This window comes from Streptomyces sp. NPDC007025 (assembly GCF_042869455.1).
Lineage (GTDB): Bacteria > Actinomycetota > Actinomycetes > Streptomycetales > Streptomycetaceae > Streptomyces.
In genome coordinates, this window is sequence record NZ_JBIAFT010000012.1 from 145082 (window position 1) to 163422 (window position 18341).

Genomic DNA, 18341 nt, shown 5'->3' on the forward strand with positions numbered 1-18341 from the left:
AGCGGCACGGCGGTCGGCCGCGGACACCGGTGACGGACGGGACGGATCCGCGCGTACGGGACGGACGGGGGCGGTCATGAGCGACGGCAGCAGCACACGGGACGCGGTCGGGGCGGTCGCCGGCAGCGCGTCCGGCGCCTCCGGCGGGGCGGGCTGGACCCGCCGGGCGGGTGTCGCGGGCGCCGCCCTCGGCGCCGTCGCGGCCGGGGTCGCGCTCGAACGCCTCACCGTGCACCGTTCCGTACGCCGCAAGGCGCGGCTCGCGCTGGACGCCGCGGGGCCGTACGGCACGCTGCGGGGGACCCCCGGCCGGGTCCGGGCCGCGGACGGTACGGAGCTGTACTACGAGGTCGAAGAGCCCGCCGACTTTCCGCTCCCGCGCACCGGCCCCGCGGTGCCCGCCCCCGGGTCCGGCGACGGGCTGGGCGGTCCCGAGGTCAGCCCGGTCCCGCTGCCCGGGGCGCAGTCGGCATCGCGGCGCGGCCGGGACGCGGCCGAGGGTGCTGCCGGGCCGGTGGCCGGGTACTGGTCGCGGCTGGTGGAGCTGGTGCGGGGCCGGGGCGGCACCGGCAGCGCGCCGCTGACCGTGGTGTTCTCGCACGGCTACTGCCTCAGCCAGGACGTGTGGCACTTCCAGCGGGCCGCGCTGCGCGGCGCCGTCCGGTGCGTCTACTGGGACCAGCGCAGCCACGGCCGCTCGGCGCGGGCCGCGGCCGGCGAGCCGGTCTCCATCGACCTGCTGGGACGCGATCTGAAGGCCGTCCTCGACGCCGCCGCACCCGAGGGGCCGGTGGTGCTGGTGGGTCATTCGATGGGCGGGATGACGCTGATGGCGCTGGCCGAGCAGTACCCGGAGTATGTCGAAGAGCGCGTCGCGGGTGTGGCGCTGCTGGGCACCAGCGCGGGCGGGCTCGGCGAGGTGACCTACGGGCTGCCGGCCGCCGGGGTGCGCACCGTGCGCCGGGTGGTGCCGGGGGTGCTCCGCGCGCTGGCGGCCCAGTCCGAGCTGGTCGAGCGCGGCCGCCGGGTCACCGCCGACCTGTTCGCCGGGGTGGTCAAGCGGTACTCGTTCGGCAGCCCCCGCGAGGTGGACCCGGGGGTGGCGCGGTTCGCGGAGCGGCTGATCGAGTCCGTGCCGGTGGATGTCGTCGCGGAGTTCTATCCCGCCTTCGCCGAGCACGAGAAGACCGCCGCGCTGTCCGCCTTCGCCGACCGCCCGGCGCTGGTGCTGGCCGGGGACCGGGACCTGATGACGCCGAGCGAGCACAGCGAGCGGATCGTGGTGGCGCTGCCGGGCGCCGCGTACGTGCTCCTGGAGGCGACCGGTCACCTGGCCATGCTGGAGCGTCCGGAGCCGGTGAACGAGCAGCTGGCCGAGTTGCTGGCGCGTACCATCCGGACCCATGGAAGCACCGCACGACCAGCATCCCGCTCCGCCTCCGCAGGCTCCTCCCGGCGACCGCACCGGCGCTGACGGCACCGGCAGCACCGGCAGTACCGGCGCCCCTGACGGTACGGGGGGCGGCCCGCGCAACGAGGCCACCCTCACCGTGCCCACCGCCGACGCCATGCGGGCGCTCGGCCTGCGGCTGGCCGGACTGTTGCGCGCCGGTGACCTCGTCCTCCTGACGGGTGAACTCGGCGCCGGGAAGACCACCTTGACGCGCGGCCTGGGCGAGGGCCTGGGTGTGCGCGGCGCCGTGACCTCGCCCACCTTCGTCATCGCCCGCGTGCACCCGCCGCTGGCGGACGGCCCGCCGCTGGTGCATGTGGACGCCTACCGGCTGGGCGGCGGACTGGAGGAGATGGAGGACCTGGATCTGGACGTCTCGCTGCCGGATTCGGTGGTCGTCGTGGAGTGGGGCGAGGGCAAGGTAGAGGAGCTCACCGAGCAGCGTCTGCACGTCGTCCTCACCCGTGCGACGGGCCAGGACGCCTCGCCCGGCGAGGGTGCTGGGCCCTCCGGCGACGGCGTCGGCGACTCCGGGCCGGAGGCGGCCGAGGACGTGCGGACGGTCACTCTCGTGGGGGTCGGACCGCGCTGGGCCGCGGAGGACTTCGGAGCCCTCGGATAGCCGCCCGGCGCCCGGTCCGGGCGCCCCGGCGTGCCGACATGGTGTCGGCAAGATGTTGCGCGGTCGGCGCGGACCGTGGTCCCATGGGAGGTGAGAGCACGGTTAGGTATGCCTAAGTGTATGTCCAGGTGCCACCGTGCCGACGCCCCTGGAGGAGCCATGACCGCACAGCAGTCTCAGCAGCGGGCGCCGCACGCGCCCGCGCGGGACGAGTCGGCGTCCGCCGGTGGACACACCCCGCACGGCACGCCGCCCATGAGTGAACTGCTCGCGTCCTGCGCCGCCGCGGCCGCCGTCTCCAGCCCGCCCTCGGACACCGGGACTCCCGACGAGGAGACCACCCCGGCTGGGCGGGCACCTTCCACACGCCGCTGAGGGCTGTGCCCGTAAGCGGCCGCCGTGCCCGTACGCGACCGGCAGCCGCACGCCGCGGGTGGTGCGGCCCGCGCATCCCGGGAGCCCGCAACGGGGTGAACGGGGGTGCTAGCGCACCACCACGACGCGGGTCCCGATGGGCGCGTGCAGCCACAGCGCCTCACCGTCGGCGCGCTTCTCGCGGATGCCGCCCGTCCTGCGGGAGGCGTCCGGCTCCGGCGTCGAGCCGTCGAGTGCCGCGCTGAAGCCGACCGTGACACCGTCCACATCGGCGAACCGCACCACGTTCTCGACCGGAACACCGTCCGAGCCGGTCACATGGGAGGCGCGCGAGGTGACCTGGTAGGCGCCCGGTTCGGGGTCGACGGTGCTGGGGAAGACCTCGAAGGTCATGCTGGCCTTGCCGTTCTTGCCGACCAGCCACACCCGCTGCCGCTTCAGCGCGTAGACGACGCGATGGCCCCGGCCGGAGTCGCCGGGCAGCGCGGTGTCCCGCTCGGCGGGGGTGCGGTTCTTCCCGTCCGAGGCGCCGGGAGAGGGCTTGGCCGACTTGGCCGCTGACGGTTTCTCGGAGCGGTCCTGGGCGGCTGACGCCTGGTATGCGAAGAAGCCGACCACGGCGAGCGCCGCCGCCGTCAGCCCGGCCACGATCACCCCGGCGCTGCTGCCGCTGCTGCGTGCCACCGTGCGCTGCCACCTCTCCTGCCCGCGGGCTCCTGCGGCGGACTGCTGCCGTCCGTCCCGTCCGGGAGCCGACCTCGGGTCGACGGTAGCAGCAGGCGCGCCGCGCACGGTTCGGGGCGGAGCACAGGGCCGGTGTGCAGTGCTGGGAGGACCGCAGGCGGCGGAGGGGAGGAACTTGGAGTAACGTCCGCGCTTGTGTTCGCATAAGCCGATGACCCCCCACGGTTCATCGACAAACTCCACAACCCCCATACCGAAAGTTCCCGAACCCCAGGACCAGCAGGGCCGGTTCCGGGTACACCGGGAGCGGTCCCCGGCCGGCCGACGCGTGGACGGCTCCCAGGGCGGGGGCGGCGGGCCGGAGCACCCCCACGCTCCGGCCAACCCCTACGACGAACTGGCGTCGCTGGCCCCGGCGGACACGGCTCCGTCCGGCACCCCCGTCCCCAACCCGTACGAGGCGCTCGGGGACGGCGCGGCGAGCGCGGACGGCGGGTACACCGGGTACGGCGTGGCGGGGTCCGGCGCTGCCTCCGGGGCCGAGGAGCCGTACGAGGGCGGACTGCGGGGCCTCGGTCTGCGCTCCGACTACGACGAGCCCGCCTACGAGGACCGGATGCCGTATCTGCGGGCCGTCCGCAGGCGCCGCCGCTCCCGGCTGTCCCGCACCGTCAAGCTCGGCGTGGTCTGCTGCGCACTGCTGGCGTTCCTCGGCGTCGCCGACCGGTGGGCCGCGCTCTACGCCGAGGGCAAGGCCGCCGACCAGGTCCAGAGCGCGCTGAAGCTGCACGCCCGCCCCGAAGTGCACATCAACGGCTTCCCCTTCCTCACCCAGGTGGCGCGGAACCGGCTGGACGATGTGGAGGTGACGATTCCCGATGTGCCCGCGGGCCGGGTCTCGGTGGCCCAGGTCAGCGGCCGGGTCAAGGATGTGCGGATCATCGGCGACGCGCCCTCCTCCGTCCGCGGCGCGGTGCTCGGCCGGATGAAGGGCGACGTGCTGCTCGACTTCGACGACCTCGACCGCGAACTGGGCACCTCGCAGGTGACGTTCACCCCGGGCGGTACGCACACCGTGCTGGCGGCGGGCGAACTGCCCGTCGCGGACACCGAGGTCAAGGTGCGGGCCCGCGCCCACCTCGCCCGTACCGGTGATCACGGCGTGGGCACCACGGTGGACGACATGCGGCTGGTCGTGCCCAAGCTGTTCAGCTTCACCCCGGGCACCGGCGAGGAGGCCGGGCTGCGGCTCTCCCGTCCGCTGGCCGAGCGCATCCGGCACGACCGGGACAAGGCCCGTGCCCTGTTCGGGGCGCGGTCCATCGCGCGGCGGTTCGGCATGACGCCCGAGCAGGCCCGGCAGGCCCGGCACAGCGACCGGGAGCTGAGCCGGGTGACGGGGACACCGGACTTCGTGGACAAGGTGATGCGGCTCAATCTGCTCGATGTCGCCGTGCGGCATCCGAAGCTGCTGGAGAAGGCGGGGATCGACCCGGCCCTGGTGGCGGCCCTGGAGAAGATCGAGGAGCCGAAGCTCGCGGACAAGCTCGCCCTCCGCGTCACGCTGCCCGACCTCCCCGGTGACGTGCGGCTGCGCGGCGTCTCGGTGGCCGAGGAGGGCATCCGCGCCGAGCTGACCGGCGCTGATGTCCCGTTCGGCGAGGGAGCCACGAACGAGCGACACACCGAGGGAAACGGGGGAGACGACGGCGGCGACGAGGGCACGAACGAGCGGGAGAACGCGCGGGAGAACGCGCGGCGGGAAGCCCCCGGCCACCGGCAGGAGGCCGGGGCGCACGAGGGCACCGACGGGCGCGGGAACGGCGCCGACGAGCGCGGGAACGCGGCGATGCACCCGGTGAAGCACCTGGTGCCGCACCGCTGACGTACCGCTGCCCGCATCGCCGACGCACCGGGTGGAGCTCTCCGGTGTACGGCACGGCCCGGCCGCCCGGCAGGGGGCGGCGGGCCCGCGCGGGTGAGAGCGGGCCGTGCGGGCGCCGTACGCTGGTCGGGTGTTGATGCTCGCGCTGGATACCGCCACACCCGCCGTCACCGTCGCACTCCACGACGCGGACGGCGACCGCACGCTCGCCGCCGCCCACCAGGTCGACGCCCGCCGCCATGGCGAACTGCTGCTGCCCTGCGTGGACGCGGTGCTCGCGGAGGCGGGCCGGAAGCTGGCCGAGGTCACCGACGTGGTGGTCGGCGTCGGACCGGGCCCCTACACCGGACTGCGGGTCGGTCTGGCGACCGCGGAGGCGTTCGCGGCGGCGCTGGGCCAGCGGGTGCACGGCGTGTGCACGCTCGACGGCATCGCGTACGCCTCGGGCCTGGCGGAGCCGTTCGTCGTCGCCACCGACGCGCGCCGCAAGGAGGTCTACTGGGCCCGGTACGCCGACGCGCGCACCCGCAGCACCGACCCGGCGGTGGACCGGCCCGCGGAGATCGAGGCCCGCGAGGAGGAGATCGGCGCACTGCCCGCGGTCGGCGCGGGCGCGGTGCTGTACGAGTCGGTCTTCCGGGGCGTGCGCCACGACCTGCCCGCCGACCAGTCGGCCGCGGCCCTCGCCCGGCTCGCGGCCGAGCGGTTGGCGCGGGGCGAGGAGCTGCTGCCGCCGCGTCCGCTGTATCTGCGGCGGCCCGACGCGCAGGTGCCCGCCAACTACAAGGTGGTCACCCCGCGGTGAGCGCCGCCGACCGAGCCGCCGACCACGCCCCGGACCACGTGACCGCCGCAGGCCGCGGTTCCGGCCCCGCGCGGGCGGGCGGCGCGGAGGGCGGGGAGAGCCGCGTCGGACTGCGCGAGATGCGCTGGTGGGACATCGAGCCCGTGCTCGCGCTGGAGCAACGGCTCTTCCCCGAGGACGCCTGGTCGGCCGGGATGTTCTGGTCCGAGCTGGCGTACGCACGGGGAGCGGACGCCACTCGGCGCTATCTGGTCGCCGAGGACGCGGCCCCGGCCGCGGCAGCGGGGCCGGCGGGCCGACTCGTCGGTTACGGCGGCCTTGCGGCCGTCGGCGGCACGGGGGACATCCAGACCATCGGCGTGCTGCCCGGCCATCGGGGCACCGGCCTCGGCGCGCGGCTGCTGCGGGCGCTGCTGCAGGCCGCCACGGACTTCGAGTGCGCTGAGGTGCTGCTTGAGGTGCGGGTGGACAACGCGCCCGCGCAGCGCCTGTACGAGCGCTTCGGTTTCGTCCCCATCGGCATCCGGCGCGGCTACTACCAGCCCACCGGTACCGACGCGCTGGTGATGCGGCTGGCCGACCCCGCGGTGTACGCGGCGGCCGCCGACACCTCGGGGGACGCCCCCGCGAACACCCTTCCGCACCCGCACCAAGGAACGAAGAGCCATGGCTGACGAACCGCTCGTTCTCGGCATCGAGACCTCCTGCGACGAGACCGGCGTCGGAATCGTGCGCGGCCACACGCTGCTGGCCGACGCCGTCGCCTCCAGCGTGGACACGCACGCCCGGTTCGGCGGCGTCGTCCCCGAGATCGCCAGCCGGGCGCACCTGGAGGCGATGGTGCCGACGATCGACCGCGCGCTGGAGCAGGCGGGGGTCGCCGCCACCGACCTGGACGGCGTCGCGGTGACGGCGGGCCCGGGGCTCGCGGGGGCGCTGCTGGTCGGTGTCTCGGCGGCGAAGGCGTACGCGTACGCGCTGGGCAAGCCGCTCTACGGCGTCAACCACCTGGCCTCGCACATCTGCGTCGATCAGCTCGAACACGGCGCGCTGCCCGAGCCCACGATGGCGCTGCTGGTCTCCGGCGGCCACTCGTCGCTGCTGCTGGCGCCCGACATCACTTCGGACGTCCGGCCGCTCGGCTCCACCATCGACGACGCGGCGGGCGAGGCGTTCGACAAGGTCGCCCGGGTGCTCAACCTCGGCTTCCCCGGCGGGCCGGTGATCGACAAGTACGCGAAGGAGGGCGACCCGGCGGCCATCGCCTTCCCGCGCGGGCTGACCGGACCGCGCGACGCGCCCTACGACTTCTCCTTCTCCGGCCTCAAGACGGCCGTCGCCCGCTGGATCGAGGCGAAGCGGAACGCGGGCGAGGAGGTGTCCGTCGCCCATGTCGCCGCCTCCTTCCAGGAGGCCGTCACCGATGTGCTGACCCGCAAGGCCCTGCGCGCCTGCCGGGACGAGGGCGTGGACCATCTGATGATCGGCGGCGGGGTCGCGGCCAATTCCCGGCTGCGGGCCATGGCCCAGGAGCGGTGCGCCGACGCGGGCATCACCCTCCGGGTCCCCCGGCCCAAGCTGTGCACCGACAACGGCGCCATGGTGGCGGCGCTCGGCGCCGAGATGGTGGCACGCAACCGCGCCGCGTCCGCCTGGGACCTGCCCGCGGACTCCTCGCTCCCGGTGACGGAACCGCATGTGCCGGACCCGTCGGCGGTCCCGGACCACGACCACGGCCATGGCCACGACCACGTGCACGAGCTGAGCAGGAAGAACCTCTACGCCTGATGCCGACCGTCGCCCTCATGTGGGAGGCCAAGGCCGCCCCCGGCCGCGGGGCCGAACTGCTCTCCTGGGCCCGCAGCCGGGGACTGCCCCCGGACGCCCGCTGCGAACGCCGCGAACACTTCACAGCTCCGGGCGACCGGGTCCTGGTCATCACCTGCTGGGCGGGCGGATACGACGCGGACGTCCCCGAGCTGCCCGACCCCCCGCCGGAGCTGTCCGCCCGCCCGGTGCACCGGTGGCGGTTCGAGCGCGTGTGACGGTGCTCCGGACCGTCGCCGTGCCTCGTGCCGGAGCGCCGTACGGCTGACCCGCGGAGCCCTGCGCGGGGCGCGCCCCCTTGCGTCGGGTGCGAACTGATGTACGCGTGGGGCGGATGTGCTCACGGTGTGTCACCCGGCAGGATGGTGCGGGCCGGGATCGATGTCGGAAGCGGGGGACGCGGATGGCCAGGGGGGCGGGACACCGCGCGCGGTGGCGGGCCCTGAGCGCGGCCGTGCTGCTGACGGCCACGACCGGGCTCGGGGCGGCCACCGGGACGGCGGCGGCCGCGGACGGACCGGCGACGCCCGCCGCCTACCTGGCCGAGCAGTTGCGCGAGAACCCCGTCCACCTCTCCGACCAGCTTCCGCGAACCAATCCGCTCTCCGCACGATCCGCCTTCGCCGAGGCGGCGAAGCGCACCGGCGTGCCCACGTATGTGCTGGTGCTCCCCGGGTCCGGGGCCGCGCGCGGCAAGGGACTGCTGGCGGCCGTGCACGACCGGCTCGGCAAGGACGGGCTCTACGTCCTGCTCGGCGAGGACGGCGGGAGCCCGCGCACCGAGACGTTCGGAGTGGACGTACCGGCCCGGGACGCGGCCACGGCGACCCTTTTTGAACTGCCCTACGACGCGGGCACCCTGGAGGTGTTCCGGCACTTCGTGGGGGTGCTGCGGTCCGGCGAGGCGGCGCGGCGCGCCGAGCGCGGACTGGAGGTGAGCCGGGCCGGTGAGGAGCCGGACAAGCTGCACACCGGCCGCACCGACCGCGAGGACCAGAGCTTCCTCACCGGCATCCTGCTCACCGGGGTACCGGTGTTCCTGGTCGTCACCGGCTGGTACATCCGGCGCCGGCGGGGCGGGAAGGGGCTGCGGCTCCGGCTGCTGGTGCCCGTCGCCGCCGGAGCGGCCCTGGCGATCGGCGCCGGTGCGCCGCTCGTCTTCGACGACACCCGCTCCGACGCCGACCCGCCGCCCACCGCCGCCGACCTGCGGGCCAGGACCGTGCGGGTCGCCGAGGGGCTGCGCGCCGACCCCGTCTACATCGACCCGCTCGGGGCCGGACTGCTGAGCCCGGCTCAGCTGGAGCGGCTGCGGGAGCGGGTGGCGCGCCTGGACGTTCCGGTCCGGGTCGCCGTCGTCCCCCTCGTCACCGCGGACGAGTCGGCCGGGGACGGCGCCCGTCTCGCCAAGCGGCTGCACGATCGGCTGCACGACCGGCTGGGGAAGGACGGCGACGGCCTCTACGTGATCGCGGACGCCTCCGAGCGCGGCGAGCTGGAACTCGTCAACTACGGCGCCCGACTGGACAGCGCGGCGCTCCGGGAGGCCACGGAGGACCTGCGCTTCGGCGGGGGCGGCACGGAGGACGCCGAGGACTCCGAGGACGGGGGGCTCTACCGGCGGCTGGACGGCGCGCTCCGGGCCGTCGGCCGCGCCCCGCACGCCCCGCCCGGGCGCCCCTACCTGGAACCGTCGGCCGCGGACGACGCGGTGACCGAGGACGTGCTGCCCTCCCTCTACGCGGGGGACTTCGCGCCCGGACTGCTGATGGGGGTGGTGGGTGCCGCCGCGGCCTTCGGGGTGACGGCCGCCGGTCTCGCCGCCGCCGGCCGGATACGTACCGCGATCCGGCCCGCACCGGCCGTCCGCGGGAGCGGCGCGGGCGGTACCCCGTCGCAGCTCCCGGCGCGCCTTCCGGCCGGGCGACTGCGCCGGACGGCGCGGCAGGAACTCGACGAGCTGAACGCCGCGTTCGAAGCGGCGCCGGACAGGCTGCCCGACGCGGTGCGCGCCCGGGTCTGGGACTGCCTCGACGCCGCGACCCTCCTCCTCGACCAGGAGGGCGACAACCGGGTGGACGCCGACGCCGACGCGCCGACCCTCGCCGCCGGTCTCGCGCTGGTCCGGGCCGGCCGCGCCCTGCTGGAGCGCGGCGCCGGCCCTGCGGCCCGCGGCACCGGGAAGCTCCGGCTGTGCATCCTCGACCCGCTGCACGGACCCGCGTCCGCGACCGGGCGGCTGAAACTCCCCGGTGAGACCGGCGCCGCACGGCCCCGCCCGCTCTGCGCCGAGTGCCGTGCCGCGCTGCCGACGGGCGGCTCGCGGCCCGCACCGGCCGCCGAGACCGTGGCGGCGCGGCTGCTCTGCCTACCCGTACCCGGCGCGGGACGCTCCGCACCGTACGAGCCCTATCACCGCCTCCCCGGGCCGCTCGCTGCCCAGGGCACCGGCGGCAGCACGGAGCTGACCGCCGACCTGATCGTCCGCCGAGTCCGGGAGCAACTGGGTGTCCACTGAACGACGCGCCGGGCGCGGCGCACGGTCCGCGTCCGCGGCGGGCCCGGCCCGGTTCCTCGCCGCCGCCCTGGTGTCCGTCCTCGCCGCACTGGCGCTGGCGCTCGCCGCCGGGGTGCCGGCCCGGGCCGACGACGATCCGGCCGCGGCCTCCGACGCCGGTTCCGCGGGGCAGCGGATAGCCGACGCGCTGCGCACCTCACCCGTGTACGTCGACCCCGCCTACCGGTCGGCGTTCCCGCCCGACGAGCAGCGCCGGCTGGCCGCGAGGATCAAAAAGTCGGGTCTGCCCGTCCGGGTCGTCGTCGTCCCGCTCATCTCCGGCGACGCGTGGGGCGGCGACCCGGAGAAGATGGTCGACGTGGTGCGCTACCGGATGGCGGAGGGCGCGCGGAAGAAGGCCGTCTACATGACCCTCAGCACCAACGAGGGCTTCCTGGACGGCTACGAGTTCCCTCGCGACGGCCGGTACGAGGCGTTCTGGGGCGTCGCCGCGGTCGGCCACCAGGACGACATGAAGGACCGGAGCCTCTACGCCAAGTTCTCCCGCGCGCTGGAGATCGTGCGGTCCGGCGACGGCAGGGAGCAGTACGAGAAGGCCACCGCTGACCTGCACGACGACGATCCGGCGGAGCGCGACGGAGGTGCGCACCATCGCGGTGGCGCGGACGGCGGCGGTGCGGACGCCGGTCCCTCCCCGCTGCTGCTCGGGGTGCTGGCCGGGTCGTTGGTGGCGGTGCTCGCCGCCGCGGCGCTGGTCCTCCGCACCGTGCGGCGGCGTGCGCGGAGCTCGGCGCGGGCGCCGTTCACCTCGCCGCGTTCCGTCTTCGCCACCGCGCGCACGGCGGGCGTGCGCGACCTGCGCAAGCGCGCCCAGCGTGAACTCCTCGCGTACAACGAGAAGCTGCTCGCCCACGAGCCGGACGAGCACGCCGACAGCGACCTGCTCCAGCTCTCCCTGGACGCCTACGCCGCTGCGTGCACCGTGCTGGACGAGGCCCGCGACACCCCCGACCTCGCGGGCGTCCTCGTGCTCCTGCACGAGGGCGCGGACGCGCTGGAGCGGTCCGAACCGGCTCCCCGCAGCCGCCGCAAGGCCCGTGCCGCGGCGCCGACGCTGCCGCTGTGCTTCTTCGACCCGCTGCACGGCGCCGCCGCCGAGCGGATCCGCTGGCGCCCGCTGGGCCGCCGCGAGGCCCTGCGTGTCGCCGCGTGCCGGGAGTGCTCCGCGGCGGTCTCCGCGCGCCGCGCGCCGGAGGTCCTCACCCACAGGCACGACGGCCGCCGGGTCCCGTACTTCGAGGTCCCGCCCGAGCACAGCCTGTGGGCCGCCACCGGCTACGGCTCGCTGACCGAGGAGACGCTCACCGGGCGGGTCCTGCGCGGCGATTTCACCCGCACCCGCACCTCCCGTACCCGCACCACCCGCACCCGCCGCGGGCGCTGAGGTCCGCGCGGGTCAGGCCAGCGGATGCCCGAGCAGCATGCTGGGCGCGCCCGCGATCCGGGTGAGGAAGACGGTGCAGGAGCCGGGCGCCGCCTTCGGGTCCAGCTTCAGCTTCCGGCGCAGCTCCTCCGGTTCGACGGCCGAGCCGCGCTTCTTGACGGTGACGACACCCACGCCGCGCTCCCGCAGCAGGGCGCGCAGCTTCTTGACGTTGAACGGCAGCGCGTCGGTGATCTCGTACCCGGTGGCGAACGGCGTGGGGTGCACCGCGTCGGTGGTCACGTACGCGATCGTCGGGTCGATCAGCCGCCCCGCCACCCGCTCGGCCAGCTCGGCGACCAGGTGGGCGCGGACCACCGCGCCGTCCGGCTCGTAGAGATACCGGCCGACCGGACCCGCTTCCGGGTCGGGCAGCCCCTCACCGGCCAGGGTCTCCCCGGCGGGCAGCAGCGTGGCGCGCACCCCGCCGGTGCCCGTGCGGCCGCCGCCGAACCACAGCACCGCCTCCTTGACGTCGCCGCCGCAGGAGACCCACTCCGCCTCCGCCTCCGCCGGCACCGCCTCGTGCGGGATGCCGGGCGCCACCTTCAGCGCGGCCAGCGGCGCGGTACGGGCCGTCCGCACGGCCCAGCTCAGCGGCGGCGAGTAGCCCTCGGGATCGAAGACCCGGCCCCGTCCGGTGCGGCGGGCCGGGTCGGCGAAGAGCGCGTCCCAGCCGCCGGTGTCCACCTCGGTGACGTCGGCGCACCGCACCTCGACCAGCTCCGCGAGCCCGAGCGCCGCGGTGTTGGCTCGGGCCACCGCGCAGGTGAGCGGCGAGCGGTCCACGGCCAGCACCCGGATGCCCTCCCGGGCCAGCGCCAGCGCGTCGGCGCCGATGCCGCAGCACAGGTCCACGGCGCTGCGTACTCCGAGGCGGCGCATCCGCCGGGCGCGGTGCCCGGCCACCGGGGTGCGGGTGGCCTGTTCCAGTCCGTCCGCGGTGAAGTAGAGGGCCTGCGCGTCGGCGGGGCCGAACTTCGCCTCGGCGCGGGCGCGCAGCCGGCTCTGGGCCAGGGCCGCGGACACCAGCGCGGGTTCGTGCCGCTGTCGCAGCCGCGTCGCCACGGCGAGCTCCTGCGCGGGCTCGACCCCTCGTACCTCCCGCAGCAGTGCCTGCCCCTCGTCGGAGAGCAGCTCCGCGAACACCTCACGATCCACCCGCCCATTGTCCCGTGCGGCTCCCGCGTCCCGTGCGCCGGGCCCGCGGTGCACGGCGTGGCGGGAGCGCACCGCGCTCCGACCCTGCGGTGCGCCGAGGCGGCCGATGCGCCGCGCGGCCAGGTCACCGAGGTCTCCGGCGCGCTCGGAACCGCGGCGGCGCAGGCGGGCCACGCCGTGCTCGCCGCGCATGGCGAGTGGATCACCGACGAGAAGCGGCTGCTCACCCTGGCCGGACTCCGCTGCTTCGACGCGTTGATCGGCGGGCTGGGGCCGGAGCCGGCGGCTCTCGTCCCGGCCGTCGAGTGGGCCGGGGCGCTGCTGGAGGCCGTGGGTCGGCGGGGCGCGAAGGGGGGCGCGGAAGGGGCGGGGGCCGCCGTGCGGGACCGGGAGGGGGCGCCCGTCCGGTTCGGCACGAGTCGGTGCGGCTAGCACTCCGCTTGACCGAGTGCTAAGCCAGGCATAATCTCGACCTTGGCACTCTCCCCGTGTGAGTGCCAGCAGTACGCGACGGGCAGATCCGGCACCCGCGACGACGGATCTACCAGGTCGCCACTCCAGACATAAGCCCTCAGTTTGACGTATTGAGATCTCCGAAGGGGGAGGTCGGATCGTGACGACCGCCAGCTCCAAGGTTGCCATCAAGCCGCTCGAGGACCGCATCGTGGTCCAGCCGCTCGACGCCGAAGAGACCACGGCCTCGGGCCTGGTCATCCCGGACACCGCCAAGGAGAAGCCCCAGGAGGGCACCGTCCTGGCCGTCGGTCCGGGCCGCTTCGAGGACGGCAACCGCCTGCCGCTCGACGTGTCCGTCGGCGACATCGTGCTCTACAGCAAGTACGGCGGCACCGAGGTGAAGTACAGCGGCGAGGACTACCTCGTCCTCTCGGCCCGCGACGTTCTCGCGATCGTCGAGAAGTAGTACGGCGAGAAGCAGTACGGACTACGGACGCGGCAGCTTCCCGAAGCCGCAGCGTGCAGTCGATACGCGCCCTGGTGCCCGCTCCTCGCGCGAGGTAGCAGGGACCAGGGCGCGGCTCGTACGGGCCGACACGGGCGCGTACGAGACGTGCGAGACGTGTGAGAGGACACAACAGCTTCCATGGCGAAGATCCTGAAGTTCGACGAGGACGCCCGTCGCGCCCTTGAGCGGGGCGTCAACAACCTCGCCGACACCGTGAAGGTGACCATCGGCCCCCGTGGCCGCAACGTCGTCATCGACAAGAAGTTCGGCGCCCCCACCATCACCAACGACGGCGTCACCATCGCCCGCGAGGTCGAGGTCGAGGACCCGTACGAGAACCTGGGCGCCCAGCTCCTCAAGGAGGTGGCGACCAAGACCAACGACATCGCGGGTGACGGCACCACCACCGCCACCGTGCTGGCCCAGGCGCTGGTCCGCGAGGGCCTGCGCAACGTCGCCGCCGGTGCCTCCCCGGCCGCCCTGAAGAAGGGCATCGACGCCGCGGTCGCCGCCGTCTCGGACGAGCTGGTCAAGACCGCGCGCCCGATCGACTCCAAGGAGGACATCGCCTCCGTCGCCGCCCTGTCCGCGCAGGACAAGCAGGTCGGCGAACTGATCGCCGAGGCGATGGACAAGGTCGGCAAGGACGGGGTCATCACCGTCGAGGAGTCCCAGACCTTCGGCCTGGAGCTGGACTTCACCGAGGGCATGGCCTTCGACAAGGGTTACCTCTCGCCGTACTTCGTCACCGACCAGGAGCGTATGGAGGCCGTCCTCGACGACCCGTACATCCTGATCCACCAGGGCAAGATCAGCTCCATCCAGGACCTGCTGCCGCTGCTGGAGAAGGTCATGCAGGCCGGCTCCAGCAAGCCGCTGCTGATCATCGCCGAGGACGTGGAGGGCGAGGCCCTCTCCACCCTCGTCGTCAACAAGATCCGCGGCACCTTCAACGCCGTCGCCGTCAAGGCGCCCGGCTTCGGCGACCGCCGCAAGGCGATGCTCGGCGACATGGCGACGCTCACCGGCGCCACCGTCATCGCCGAGGAGGTCGGCCTCAAGCTCGACCAGGCCGGTCTCGACGTGCTCGGTTCCGCGCGCCGCGTCACCGTCACCAAGGACGACACCACGATCGTCGACGGCGCGGGCAAGGCCGAGGACGTGCAGGGCCGCGTCGCCCAGATCAAGGGTGAGATCGAGGCGACCGACTCCGACTGGGACCGCGAGAAGCTCCAGGAGCGCCTCGCCAAGCTGGCCGGCGGTGTGTGCGTGATCCGCGTCGGCGCGGCCACCGAGGTCGAGCTGAAGGAGAAGAAGCACCGCCTGGAGGACGCGATCTCCGCGACCCGTGCGGCGGTCGAGGAGGGCATCGTCTCCGGCGGCGGCTCCTCGCTCGTGCACGCGGTCAAGGTGCTGGAGGGCAACCTCGGCAAGGAGGGCGACGAGGCCACCGGTGTCGCCACCGTCCGCCGCGCCGCGGTCGAGCCGCTGCGCTGGATCGCCGAGAACGCGGGCCTGGAGGGCTACGTCATCACCGCCAAGGTCGCGGAGCTGGAGGCCGGCCAGGGCTTCAACGCCGCCACCAGCGAGTACGGCGACCTCGTCAAGGCCGGTGTCATCGACCCGGTGAAGGTGACGCGCTCCGCGCTGGAGAACGCCGCCTCGATCGCCTCGCTGCTGCTGACGACCGAGACGCTGGTCGTCGAGAAGCCGGCCGAGGAGGACGAGTCCGCGGGCGCGGGCCACGGCCACGGGCACGCCCACTGAGGCACCCAGCCGTCCGGTGAGGGCGCACCCCGTCGCGGGGTGCGCCCTCGCTGCTCTCCGCCGAGGCCGGATGCCTTTCGCGGCCCTCCTCGGCGGCCTGTTCCGGGGCGCCGAGGCGTCACTCCGGTCCGCCCAGGCCCTACTTCGGGCCGTACTTGCGTCCCGTGCTCGAGGAGGCCTTGGCCAGCACGCCGCGCGGGATGAGCCGGGAGGCGCCCAGCAGGGCCTTGTACCGGGGGTCGGGGACCGACAGCACCTTGCCGCGCGCGAGGTCCCGCAGCGCCGCGTCGACCACCTGGTCCGCGTCCAGCCACATCCACCGCGGAATGTCGGCGGAGTCCATCCCGGCCCGGTCGTGGAACTCCGTGCGGACGAATCCGGGGCACAGGGCCATCAGCCGCACGCCCTGACCGGCCAGGTCCTTGGCGGCGCCCTGGGTGAACTGGGTGACCCAGGCCTTGGAGGCGCCGTAGGTGCCGCGGGGGAAGAAGGCGGCCACGGAGGCGACGTTGATCACCCCGCCGCGCCCCCGCTCGCACATGGAGGCGGTCGCCGCCGACGTCAGCCGCAGCACGGCTTCGCAGTGCACCTTGAGCATCGTCAGCTCGTCGGCGACGGACACCTCCAGGTAGCGGCCCTTGTTGCCGAATCCCGCGTTGTTGACCAGCAGGTCGACGGGGTGCTCCCGGGAGTTGAGCCGGTCCTCGACCGCGGCGATGCCCTCCTCCGTCGCCAGGTCGGCGGTGACGACGTCGGCCTCCACCCCGTGCCGGTCGTGCAGTTCGGTCGCCTCCCGCCAGAGCCGGTCGGTGTTCCGCGCGGCGAGCACGAGGTGGTAGCCGCGGCCGGCCAGCCGCCGGGCGAAGGCGGCGCCGATACCGGCGGTGGCTCCCGTAATCAGTGCAGTCGTCATGCGGCCACGCTATCGGCCCCGCACCGCTGCTGATTCGCCGTCCGGCCGCCTCGGCGACGGTAGGGCACCCGTACGAACCCGCCGTCCCGCCGCGGGGCGGACTGCCGCTCGGCCGCCGCGTCGTGGCGGGCCGTCAGTCGGGTGTGGCGGGCTGTCGGCCGGGGATGCGGCGCAGCGCGTGCTCCCGCGCCTGCGGGTCCAGTGCCTCGCCCGCCGCCAGCACGCGCGGCAGCAGTTCGGGTTCCCGGGTCAGGGCGCGGAACACGAAGCTGACCGAGACCTCGTGGTCGGGGCGGTGGACGACGGCGACGGGATCGCCCGCGCGCACCTCGCCCGGCTCGACGACGCGCAGATAGGCGCCGGGCATCCGGCGGTTCGTGAACCGCTTGACCCAGCCCTGTTCGCTCAGCCAGCCGGCGAAGGTGCGGCAGGGCACCCGCATGGAGCACACCTCCAGCAGCGGTCCGGTGCCGGCTGTGCCGAGCTGCCAGCGCTCCCCGATGCGTGCGTCGTCGACCGGGACGCCGCGGGTGGTGAGGTTCTCGCCGAAGACGCCGTTGGGCAGCGTCCGGCCCAGCTCGCCCTCCCAGAAGTCCAGCTCTTCGCGGGCGAAGGCGTAGACCGCCTGCTCCTCGCCGCCGTGGTGGCGCAGATCGCCGATGGTGTCGCCGGCCAGTCCGCTGCCCCCGGTGCCGCGCGGGCCGGGGGCGGTGACGGTGACGGCGCCTTCGACGGGCCGCTTGTCGATGCCGGTCAGACCGCCTTCGGCGGCGGTGTGCTCCGAGCGGTGGGGCTCGGCGAGGTTCACGGAAAGCAGCTCCATGCGCCGAGGCTACCGAGGAGCACCCCAAGCCGCGAGCCGATTCCGGCAGTGCTACCCAAGGCAGCCTTATGCTCGCCTATGCTCGGGCGCATGATCGAGGCCCGTCATCTGCGCGTCCTGCGTGCGGTCACCCGAACCGGATCCTTCTCCGCGGCGGCACGCGAGCTGGGCTGTACGCAGCCCGCCGTCAGCCAGCAGATGAAGGCGCTGGAGGCCGCCGCGGGCACCCCGCTGCTGGTGCGGACGGGACGTGAGACGCGCCCGACCGAGGCGGGCGAGGCGCTGGTACGGCACGCCACCGGGATCCTGGCGGGGCTGACGGCCGCCGAGGAGGAGGTGGCGGCGCTGGCCGGGCTGCGGGCCGGGCGGGTGCGGCTGGTCTCCTTCCCCAGCGGCAGCTCCACGCTGGTGCCCACCGCCGTCGCGGCGATGCGGGCCGCTCACCCGGGCACCCGGGTCTCGCTGGTGGAGGCGGAGCCGCCGCGCTCGGTGGAGATGCTGCGGGCGGGGGACTGCGAGATCGCGCTGGCCTTCCGCTACGACCCCGTGCCGGGGGAGCACGTCCCGGCCGAGGACTGGGAGGCGGACGACCTGGTGGTCCGGCCGCTGCTGACCGACCGGCTGGTGGGGCTGGTGCCGGAGGGGCACCCCTTCGCGGACGCCGCGGAGGTCGGCATCGGCACCCTCGCCGAGGAGCCCTGGATCGCGGGCTGCCCCCGCTGCCGCCGGCACCTCGTCCAGGTGTGCGAGGCGGCGGGGTTCACGCCGCGGATCGACTTCGCGACCGACGACTATCCGGCGGTGGTGGGCCTGGTCGGCGCGGGGTTGGGGGTCGCGGTGCTGCCGGAGCTGGCCGTGGAGTCGGTGCGCCCGCGGGGGACGCGTGCGGTCCGGGTGGCGCCGGCCGTGCAGCGCGAGGTGGTCGCGCTGACGCTGCCCGACCTGGCGCGGGTGCCCGCCGTCGCCGCGATGCTGGACCGGCTCGCGGCGGCCCGCGGCTGACCGCCGCCCGGCCGGGCGCGGTGGGCGGTCGGCCCGGGCGGCGGTCAGCCGCGTGAGGG

General features: G+C 74.8%; 18 protein-coding genes. 14 read left to right on the plus strand and 4 right to left on the minus strand.

Going from position 1 to position 18341, the window contains the following annotated elements; all coding sequences use genetic code 11:
- Positions 1-76: 76 nt before the first annotated feature.
- From ACFYMO_RS23740 to ACFYMO_RS23750, 3 genes are all read left to right on the plus strand, one after another.
- Positions 77-1474, plus strand: coding sequence for an alpha/beta fold hydrolase (locus tag ACFYMO_RS23740; protein WP_366772438.1), 1398 nt, complete (start codon positions 77-79; stop codon positions 1472-1474).
- Positions 1404-2075, plus strand: coding sequence for a tRNA (adenosine(37)-N6)-threonylcarbamoyltransferase complex ATPase subunit type 1 TsaE (gene tsaE, locus ACFYMO_RS23745; protein ID WP_388548717.1), 672 nt, complete (start codon positions 1404-1406; stop codon positions 2073-2075). The genes ACFYMO_RS23740 and tsaE overlap by 71 nt, the downstream gene beginning before the upstream one ends.
- 159 nt (positions 2076-2234) lie before the next feature.
- Positions 2235-2450, plus strand: coding sequence for a hypothetical protein (locus tag ACFYMO_RS23750; RefSeq protein ID WP_366772439.1), 216 nt, complete (start codon positions 2235-2237; stop codon positions 2448-2450).
- Between the two features lie 108 nt (positions 2451-2558).
- On the opposite strand, the gene ACFYMO_RS23755 is transcribed toward ACFYMO_RS23750, so the two are convergent.
- On the minus strand, positions 2559-3134 hold the full coding sequence (locus ACFYMO_RS23755) for a hypothetical protein (RefSeq protein WP_388548720.1): 576 nt from the start codon (positions 3132-3134) through the stop codon (positions 2559-2561).
- A gap of 328 nt (positions 3135-3462) precedes the next feature.
- Here ACFYMO_RS23755 and ACFYMO_RS23760 point away from each other — a divergent pair, with 328 nt between their 5' ends.
- The 7 genes from ACFYMO_RS23760 to ACFYMO_RS23790 all read left to right on the plus strand — a co-directional run bounded on the left by ACFYMO_RS23760 (position 3463) and on the right by ACFYMO_RS23790 (position 11613).
- On the plus strand, positions 3463-5019 hold the full coding sequence (locus ACFYMO_RS23760) for a DUF2993 domain-containing protein (RefSeq protein ID WP_388548723.1): 1557 nt from the start codon (positions 3463-3465) through the stop codon (positions 5017-5019).
- A gap of 130 nt (positions 5020-5149) precedes the next feature.
- Positions 5150-5824 (plus strand): tRNA (adenosine(37)-N6)-threonylcarbamoyltransferase complex dimerization subunit type 1 TsaB, encoded by a 675-nt coding sequence (tsaB, locus tag ACFYMO_RS23765; protein WP_366772442.1) that lies wholly within the window; start codon positions 5150-5152, stop codon positions 5822-5824.
- 119 nt (positions 5825-5943) lie between these two features.
- The gene (rimI, locus tag ACFYMO_RS23770; protein WP_388548871.1) at positions 5944-6498 is read left to right on the plus strand and encodes a ribosomal protein S18-alanine N-acetyltransferase; all 555 of its coding nucleotides are present in this window, start codon (positions 5944-5946) and stop codon (positions 6496-6498) included.
- Entirely contained in the window at positions 6491-7612 is a 1122-nt protein-coding gene (tsaD, locus tag ACFYMO_RS23775; RefSeq protein WP_388548726.1) for a tRNA (adenosine(37)-N6)-threonylcarbamoyltransferase complex transferase subunit TsaD, read from the plus strand. The genes rimI and tsaD overlap by 8 nt, the downstream gene beginning before the upstream one ends.
- On the plus strand, positions 7612-7869 hold the full coding sequence (locus tag ACFYMO_RS23780; protein WP_366772444.1) for a hypothetical protein: 258 nt from the start codon (positions 7612-7614) through the stop codon (positions 7867-7869). Before tsaD ends, ACFYMO_RS23780 begins: the two co-directional genes overlap by 1 nt.
- A gap of 185 nt (positions 7870-8054) precedes the next feature.
- Entirely contained in the window at positions 8055-10169 is a 2115-nt protein-coding gene (locus ACFYMO_RS23785; protein ID WP_388548729.1) for a hypothetical protein, read from the plus strand.
- Positions 10159-11613, plus strand: coding sequence for a hypothetical protein (locus ACFYMO_RS23790; RefSeq protein ID WP_388548732.1), 1455 nt, complete (start codon positions 10159-10161; stop codon positions 11611-11613). The genes ACFYMO_RS23785 and ACFYMO_RS23790 overlap by 11 nt, the downstream gene beginning before the upstream one ends.
- A gap of 12 nt (positions 11614-11625) precedes the next feature.
- Here the strand turns inward: ACFYMO_RS23790 and ACFYMO_RS23795 are convergent, their stop codons facing one another.
- Entirely contained in the window at positions 11626-12813 is a 1188-nt protein-coding gene (locus ACFYMO_RS23795) for a class I SAM-dependent methyltransferase (RefSeq protein WP_366772447.1), read from the minus strand.
- 57 nt (positions 12814-12870) lie between these two features.
- Between ACFYMO_RS23795 and ACFYMO_RS23800 the strand changes: the two genes are divergently transcribed.
- The 3 genes from ACFYMO_RS23800 (at position 12871) to groL (ending at position 15544) form a co-directional block, all read left to right on the plus strand.
- A complete protein-coding gene (locus ACFYMO_RS23800) occupies positions 12871-13245 on the plus strand; it encodes a hypothetical protein (RefSeq protein ID WP_366772448.1) in 375 nt (124 codons plus the stop codon).
- Positions 13246-13426: 181 nt separating this feature from the next.
- Complete coding sequence (groES, locus tag ACFYMO_RS23805; protein WP_019354894.1) at positions 13427-13735, plus strand: co-chaperone GroES; 309 nt, start codon at positions 13427-13429, stop codon at positions 13733-13735.
- A gap of 180 nt (positions 13736-13915) precedes the next feature.
- Positions 13916-15544 (plus strand): chaperonin GroEL, encoded by a 1629-nt coding sequence (gene groL, locus ACFYMO_RS23810; protein WP_019354893.1) that lies wholly within the window; start codon positions 13916-13918, stop codon positions 15542-15544.
- Positions 15545-15683: 139 nt separating this feature from the next.
- On the opposite strand, the gene ACFYMO_RS23815 is transcribed toward groL, so the two are convergent.
- Both ACFYMO_RS23815 and ACFYMO_RS23820 read right to left on the minus strand, forming a co-directional pair.
- A complete protein-coding gene (locus ACFYMO_RS23815; protein ID WP_366772449.1) occupies positions 15684-16457 on the minus strand; it encodes an SDR family oxidoreductase in 774 nt (257 codons plus the stop codon).
- A 133-nt stretch (positions 16458-16590) separates the two neighbouring features.
- Positions 16591-17280 (minus strand): MOSC domain-containing protein, encoded by a 690-nt coding sequence (locus ACFYMO_RS23820; protein WP_366772450.1) that lies wholly within the window; start codon positions 17278-17280, stop codon positions 16591-16593.
- A gap of 90 nt (positions 17281-17370) precedes the next feature.
- Here ACFYMO_RS23820 and ACFYMO_RS23825 point away from each other — a divergent pair, with 90 nt between their 5' ends.
- Positions 17371-18282 carry a LysR family transcriptional regulator gene (locus ACFYMO_RS23825; RefSeq protein WP_366772451.1) on the plus strand — a complete coding sequence of 304 codons (912 nt, stop codon included), beginning with the start codon at positions 17371-17373 and terminating at the stop codon, positions 18280-18282.
- Positions 18283-18341: the final 59 nt, after the last annotated feature.